7 protein-coding genes, 2 pseudogenes and 1 other annotated feature are annotated in these 6821 nt (G+C 27.9%); of the genes and pseudogenes, 6 read left to right on the top strand and 3 right to left on the bottom strand.

Annotation, left to right across the window (positions count from 1 at the left end; translation table 11 throughout):
- Both arsB and ACTHUW_RS12175 read left to right on the top strand, forming a co-directional pair.
- Positions 1–804, top strand: an 804-nt coding sequence (arsB, locus tag ACTHUW_RS12180) for an ACR3 family arsenite efflux transporter (protein ID WP_442213434.1), incomplete at its 5' end; no start/stop codon positions are given.
- 53 nt (positions 805–857) lie between these two features.
- Positions 858–1322: pseudogene (locus ACTHUW_RS12175) on the top strand (Csac_0668 family 2Fe-2S cluster-binding (seleno)protein); the annotation flags it as partial.
- A 96-nt stretch (positions 1323–1418) separates the two neighbouring features.
- On the opposite strand, the gene ACTHUW_RS12170 reads toward ACTHUW_RS12175, so the two are convergent.
- Positions 1419–1703 (bottom strand): hypothetical protein, encoded by a 285-nt coding sequence (locus ACTHUW_RS12170; protein ID WP_442198511.1) that lies wholly within the window; start codon positions 1701–1703, stop codon positions 1419–1421.
- Positions 1704–1977: 274 nt separating this feature from the next.
- On the opposite strand from ACTHUW_RS12170, the gene truA reads away from it, so the two are divergent.
- Complete coding sequence (gene truA / locus ACTHUW_RS12165; RefSeq protein WP_442199685.1) at positions 1978–2715, top strand: tRNA pseudouridine(38-40) synthase TruA; 738 nt, start codon at positions 1978–1980, stop codon at positions 2713–2715.
- Between the two features lie 171 nt (positions 2716–2886).
- On the opposite strand, the gene ACTHUW_RS12160 is transcribed toward truA, so the two are convergent.
- Entirely contained in the window at positions 2887–3825 is a 939-nt protein-coding gene (locus ACTHUW_RS12160) for an AEC family transporter (protein ID WP_442198513.1), read from the bottom strand.
- A gap of 163 nt (positions 3826–3988) precedes the next feature.
- Positions 3989–4181: a binding site (T-box leader), on the top strand.
- 41 nt (positions 4182–4222) lie between these two features.
- Between ACTHUW_RS12160 and ACTHUW_RS12155 the strand changes: the two genes are divergently transcribed.
- The 3 genes from ACTHUW_RS12155 (at position 4223) to ACTHUW_RS12145 (ending at position 6563) form a co-directional block, all read left to right on the top strand.
- On the top strand, positions 4223–5542 hold the full coding sequence (locus ACTHUW_RS12155; protein ID WP_442213432.1) for a cyclic 2,3-diphosphoglycerate synthase: 1320 nt from the start codon (positions 4223–4225) through the stop codon (positions 5540–5542).
- 74 nt (positions 5543–5616) lie between these two features.
- A complete protein-coding gene (locus tag ACTHUW_RS12150; protein WP_442198515.1) occupies positions 5617–6165 on the top strand; it encodes a hydrolase in 549 nt (182 codons plus the stop codon).
- 35 nt (positions 6166–6200) lie between these two features.
- Positions 6201–6563 carry a VOC family protein gene (locus ACTHUW_RS12145; RefSeq protein ID WP_442198516.1) on the top strand — a complete coding sequence of 121 codons (363 nt, stop codon included), beginning with the start codon at positions 6201–6203 and terminating at the stop codon, positions 6561–6563.
- A gap of 77 nt (positions 6564–6640) precedes the next feature.
- Here ACTHUW_RS12145 and ACTHUW_RS12140 read toward each other — a convergent pair.
- A pseudogene (locus tag ACTHUW_RS12140) lies at positions 6641–6821 on the bottom strand (DUF2935 domain-containing protein); the annotation flags it as partial.

Genomic DNA, 6821 nt, shown 5'->3' with positions numbered 1-6821 from the left:
ACAGTTACTTGTGTGACCAATTGGTTAATTAAACCTTTTACAATGTATTTGATAGCAACCTTTTTCTTGAAAGTTGTTTTTAAAGCTTGGATAGGACCAGATTTAGCAAATGAATATCTAGCAGGCGCAGTACTTCTAGGTGCAGCACCTTGTACAGCAATGGTGTTTGTTTGGAGTCATCTAACAAAGGGTGACCCAGCTTATACATTAGTTCAAGTTGCAGTTAATGATATTATTCTGTTACTTGCATTTACACCAATAGTTGCATTCCTTTTAGGTGTAAGTAATGTAATAGTTCCTTATGATACATTAATCTTATCAGTGGTACTATTTGTAGTAATTCCACTACTTGGTGGATATCTATCAAGGAAATACATCATTAAGAATAAGGGATTAGATTATTTTGAAAATGTATTTCTAAAGAAATTTGATAATACTACTATAGTGGGATTACTTTTAACTTTAATTATCATATTTTCGTTCCAAGGAGAAATTATTCTAAATAATCCAGTTCATATTGTACTGATTGCAGTACCATTGATTATACAAACATTTTTGATTTTCTTTATAGCCTATTTATGGGCAAAAACATGGAAACTAAAGCACAATATTGCAGCACCTGCAGCTATGATTGGTGCAAGTAATTTTTTTGAATTAGCAGTAGCAGTAGCAATATCATTATTCGGATTACAATCTGGAGCAACACTTGCCACAGTAGTGGGTGTATTAGTGGAAGTACCTGTAATGCTAGCTCTTGTTAAAATTGCAAATGGCACAAGCGGTTGGTTCAAACAAGTAGGATGAAAAGTGGAGGTATAAAAATGGAAATTGAAAAACCTAAAATGTCTTGTTGAGGTAGTGATGATAATTCTACTGGTCCAGTAGAAGAAGTATACAAATGTCCAGTTTGTGATGGGGAAACTGAAAAAGTCAAATCAATAACTATAAAGAATTTCGTTGTTGATAACCTTATAGATGAAGTAGGAAATAATAAATATCACATATGCTTAAATGCAGATTGTGATGTAGTATATTTTAATTCTGACAAAAGTTTAGTCATTAAAAAAGATTATATCAAAATTCCTATTTGGTTTAAAAAGGATGCTAATCCTAAATATATATGCTATTGCAATCAGGTGACAGAACAACAAATCATTGATGCTGTCTTAAACGAAAATGCAAATGGCATGAAGGATATTATAAGAATTACAGGAGCAATGAAAAATAGTGAGTGTGAAATCAAGAACCCTTTAGGGAAATGTTGTAGTCCTGTAATCCAAGACACTATTAACAAAGCTCTAAATATGAAAAATTTTCAATAAAGACAGTATTTTTAAATTTTAGAAACAATGAATTAACAGGGATAAAAATACCCTGTTTTTTTTATTTGCTATAAATATGTAATGTTTTTAAATCATTCATTTTTTATGCTTTTTCTTATAAGCAATCCAAGATGTTTTAAGTGAAGAGTAAACTCCTACCGCTGCATTTCCATAAAACAGGCCCATAAATATACCAGCACTTAAGTTGTTTTTATGTGCAAAAAAAATTGAGATAAAGAGTCCTATTAAATTTGCAATTGATGGAATATAAACAGATTTAATAGGTAAAAGTATTTTAATAGTTTGAGTAAGTACTAAAACTATAGGCACTGCCATAGTTGCATCCCAAAAGTTTGTATGTATAATTGGAAATTTTTCCATAATAAACAACCTCCTAAAAAAGATTTCAAGGAATATCTTATGTAAAGGGAGAAAATATATACATATGAGATTTAAAATAGGAATATTCAAGAGCTTATAATAAATAGGACAAATATATTATAGAGGTTGTTATTAATTAAACTATTCTAATCTTTAGGGAACTAAACTTGTAAAGTAGTATATTAGCTATCTAAATACCAAATAATATATTATAATAAGTATGTAGTAAATTTTAGAAATTAAAATGATGAGCTTTTAAGAAAAGGAGAAAGATATGAATAATTATAAATTAAATATTGAATATGATGGTAGCAGATATAAGGGGTGGCAGAGGTTAGGTGATGATAAAAATACAATTCAAGGAAAGATAGAAGAAGTTCTATCTAAAATGATAGGAGGAGAAATTCAAATAATTGGCTCTAGTAGAACAGATGCAGGAGTTCATGCACTTAATCAAGTAGCTAATTTTAAAACAAATAAAGAGCTTGATCAATTTGAAATTCAAGATTATTTAAACAAATATTTACCTAATGATATTAATATCAAGCAAGTTAAAATAACTAATGAAAATTTCCATGCAAGATATAATGCTAAAGAAAAAACTTATATCTATAAGATATGGAATAAAAAATATTCAAATCCTTTTGCAAGAAAGTATAGTATGCATGTTCAACAAAGACTTGATATCAGAAAAATGAAAGAAGCATCTAACTTTTTTATAGGTGAACATGATTTCACTGCATTTTCAAATGCTAAATCCAAGAAAAAATCTATGGTACGTGAAATATATTCTATAGATATAGAAGAAAAAGAAGGCTTTATAGAAATTAGAATTAAAGGTAACGGATTTCTTTACAATATGGTTAGAAAAATCGTCGGAGCATTAATAGAGGTTGGATTAAGACAAATGAAAGCAAAAGATATATCAAGAACAATAAATTCTAAAGAAAGAAATCAAATAAATATTTTAGCAGATGCATGTGGGCTATATCTAGAAAAAATTGAATTTTAGTTTATTATAATGATATAGGTAATGATTATCTTTGTCATGCCTTCCTATAAAATGACCTGATGGAGAATTCTTTGGAACTATTTGTGTGTTAGATGATAAACCAATGAAGCTAACAAATGATCAAAAAAATCTTTTAAGAGAGTTTAAATATTCACGATAGAAGACTTGCTTTTATATTGGAAACAACATTCTTGATATAGAAACTATAATAGATAGTGTTATCCCACTAAGTATAGTTGATGTCATGACTGCTTGTGATGCAAACTCTGCTTCGTTATTATGTTCTACAGCTATTAAAGCTGTGTTAATTGCTGTGGGTAAACTAGATGATACCATAAGAGTTTGAGCCATAATATTATTTATATTTAAAAATTTAATTAATATAAAAGCTATAATAGGACCACCTATAAGTCTAATGATATTAGAAAGATAGACTGAGTAATTTTTAAAGGATATTCTGGTTTTTGATAATTGAATTCCAAGGACTATTAAAGCAAAAGATATCATTCCAGATTTAGCATACACAATACCAGTCCAAAGCGGATTTTCACTAAAGTCATATGGAATATACTTTAGTGAAAATGCTATTGGAATTATATAAATAACTGGTATTTTAAAAACAGCTATAATAGACCTTCTCCAATCATTATTTCCCCTACTAGCATTATAAAATCCAATTGTATTTGTAAAGATATTTTGAGTCAGATATATTATTATGTGGGTTGCAATTGCCATATCAACATAAGGTGAGTTGATAAAAATTAAAGTTATTAGGGGTATTCCAATATTACCGGCATTTATAAAAGTAATAGAGTTAATAAAAGCATTTTTCAAAGAATTACTATAGCCTAATAACAAAGAAATTAATATGCCTAATATATAATTAAAAGCAACTAATAATATACCAAAGACAAAAACCTTTAAGAATTTAATATCCAAATCTGCATTATAAATATTCACTAAAAGAAAAGAAGGAACAAATACATAAAAGTTCAGTTTACTTAAGGTAAACATATCTAAATCAAAAATTTTATTTAATACAAAACCTATTAATATCAGAAAAAATATTGGAGTAATATTATTTGTTAAAATGTGAAAAAAGATATTCATAAAAATCCCCTATCTATATATTATTTTTATCTATTAAATATTGTATCATAAGATAAGAGATTATAAGATAATAACACCAATAAAATTATTACGAAAAATTAAAAAAGTTATTGCATTTATTAATAACTTCATGTATAATTTAAAATTAATACAAGAAAATATAAAAAATCTTATGATTGGAAGATTAAATATAGGAAAGTTTAAAGCGAGTTAGAGTAGAGTGTGAGTCTAACAAATGGAACTATATTGAAAAGAGCCCATGAAGATTATCGGCTAAAAAGTCGTTAAAAATTAGAGTGGAAATAGTTAATCTATTTCAATTAGAGTGGTACCGCGAAAATCCTTTCGTCTCTTTCATAGAGACTGAAGGGTTTTTTTATTTATTAGGAGGGGTTTTATGACAAAAATCAATGTAATTATAATGGGAGCAGCAGGTAGAGATTTTCATGTATTTAATACTTATTTTAGAGATAATGAACTGTATAATGTAGTTGGATTTACTGCAACTCAAATACCAGATATATATGGTAGAAAATATCCAAAAGAATTAGCAGGAGATCTTTATCCTGATGGAATTTCTATTTATCCTGAAAAGGATTTAGAAAACTTAATAAAAGAAAAGCAAGTTAAACAAGGAATATTTGCATATAGTGATATTTCACATTTAGATGTAATGCACAAAGCATCTACAGTACTAAGTAAAGGGCCAGATTTTAGGTTAATAGGGCCAGAAAATACAAGTATAAAATCTACAAAGCCCCTCATATCAGTATGTGCAGTAAGAACTGGAGTAGGGAAAAGTCAAACAACAAGAAAAGTATCAGAGATTCTTACAAGTATGGGTAAAAAGGTAGTTGCCATTCGTCATCCCATGCCTTATGGAGATTTAAAGGAACAAATTTGTCAAAGATTTGCCACATATGAGGATTTAGATAAGCATAAATGTACTATAGAAGAAAGGGAAGAATATGAACCACATATAGATAATGGTATAATAGTTTATTCTGGAGTTGATTATGAAGTAATATTAAGAGAAGCAGAAAAAGAAGCTGATGTAATATTATGGGATGGAGGGAATAATGACTTTCCATTTTATGAGTCCGATTTAAATATAGTATTAGTAGATCCACTAAGGGCAGGTCAAGAAATTACTTATCATCCTGGTGAGACAAATTTAAAAATGGCAGATGTAATAGTTATAAACAAAATAGATTCTGCAAATAAGAAAGATATAGAACTTGTAAGAGAAGTTATAACACAATATAATAAAGATGCAAAGATAATAGAAGCCGCATCACCAATAAAAGTTGAACAAGGTGATAAGATAAAAGAAAAAAAAGTTTTGGTAATAGAAGATGGACCTACACTTACTCATGGTGGAATGAAATATGGTGCAGGAGTGGTTGCAGCTAAAAAATATTGTGCTAAAGAAATAGTGGATGCAAAGACTTATGCAATAGGTAGCATAAAAGAAACATATGAAAAATATAATCATCTAGAACTTATATTACCAGCAATGGGGTATGGTGATAAACAAATAAATGAGTTGGAGGAAATGATAAATAATATTGATTGTGATTTAATAGTATCTGGAACACCAATAGATATTAAAAGAATTATAGAGACAGATAAAGAAATAGTAAGAGTTGGATATAGTTTACAAGAAATAGGAGAACCTAATTTAAAATGTGTATTAAAAGATTTTTTAAGTAATTAATAGATTAGTTAGCTGAGTAATAGGATATATATATTACTGATGAAGAAAAAATAAATTTTAAGGAGAATGTATATATGGATAAGTTCACATTAGAAAGAGAAGAATCGGTATTAGTTATAATAGATATTCAGGAGAAATTAGCACCTGTAATGGATTATAAAGATATGGTAGTTAAAAACACCCAAATTCTTATAGCAGCAGCAAAGGAAATGAATATCCCTATAATTGTAACTGAACAATATCCTAAAGGTTTAGGTACAACGGTAGAGGAATTGGAAAAAGAATTAAATGAAGATACAAAGATAGAAAAACTACAATTTTCTGCATGTACTGATGAATTTAAGAATCATTTAGATAAATTAGGTAGAAAGAAAATTATAATGGTTGGGATGGAAACCCATGTATGTGTATTTCAAACAGCTAGGAATTTGTTAGAAGATGATTATAATGTATATATAGCACGTGATGGAGTTACATCTAGAACAAAAGAAAATTATTTAAATGGACTTGATTTAATGAGAGATATGGGAGCTGTGATTACAAATACAGAGACTATAGTATTTGACTTATTGAAAAAATCTGCCACTGATGAGTTTAAAATCTTATCTAAAATGGTTAAATAAGAAGACTTTTATGAAAAAATATAGGGAGGGTTATTGTGAAATTTTGCTGGAGTACATTAAATGTTAATAATATGGAAGAATCATTAAAATTTTATGAAGAAATAGTTGGATTAAAGGTAGATAGAAGATTTAATGCAGGAGCTAATACTGAAATTGCATTTTTAGGTGATGGAGAAACAAAGATTGAATTAATATGTAATGATGATCAAAAGCAAGTTAATCTAGGAAATGATATTTCATGGGGATTTGAAATTAAATCATTAGATGAGATGATTGAGAAAATTAAAGATAATCAAATAACTATTGAAGCAGGACCTATTCAACCAAATCCACATGTAAAATTCTTCTTTGTACGCGATCCAAATGGATTAAAGATTCAATTTGTTGAAAATATATAGTATTTAAATTATATAAAGGAAAACCTCCACTTCAATTAAAAAAGTAAGTGGAGGAATTTCAGATCATAAGATTATAGTTAAAAGTATTTTAAAGCTGCTTTAATAATTCCAATTAAATATTCTGATTCACGTCTAATATGATTAATTACTACTACAGCTATTTCATTATTACTTACTGCTTTACTTTCAGCAACAAGGATATTTAAATATTCTACAAAACTTAAACTTTGATTTATCGAAAATTCAATAAAATCTTTA

Source organism: Senegalia sp. (in: firmicutes), from assembly GCF_052088025.1.
Lineage (GTDB): Bacteria > Bacillota > Clostridia > Tissierellales > SIT17 > Anaeromonas.
This window is presented reverse-complemented; position numbering and strand designations above follow the sequence as displayed.

Coding starts and splice junctions, on each gene's coding strand:
- truA (WP_442199685.1), top strand. CDS start 1,978: ATGAATAATTATAAATTAAATATTGAATATGATGGTAGCAGATATAAG.
- ACTHUW_RS12170 (WP_442198511.1), bottom strand. CDS start 1,703: ATGGAAAAATTTCCAATTATACATACAAACTTTTGGGATGCAACTATG.
- ACTHUW_RS12160 (WP_442198513.1), bottom strand. CDS start 3,825: ATGAATATCTTTTTTCACATTTTAACAAATAATATTACTCCAATATTT.
- ACTHUW_RS12150 (WP_442198515.1), top strand. CDS start 5,617: ATGGATAAGTTCACATTAGAAAGAGAAGAATCGGTATTAGTTATAATA.
- ACTHUW_RS12155 (WP_442213432.1), top strand. CDS start 4,223: ATGACAAAAATCAATGTAATTATAATGGGAGCAGCAGGTAGAGATTTT.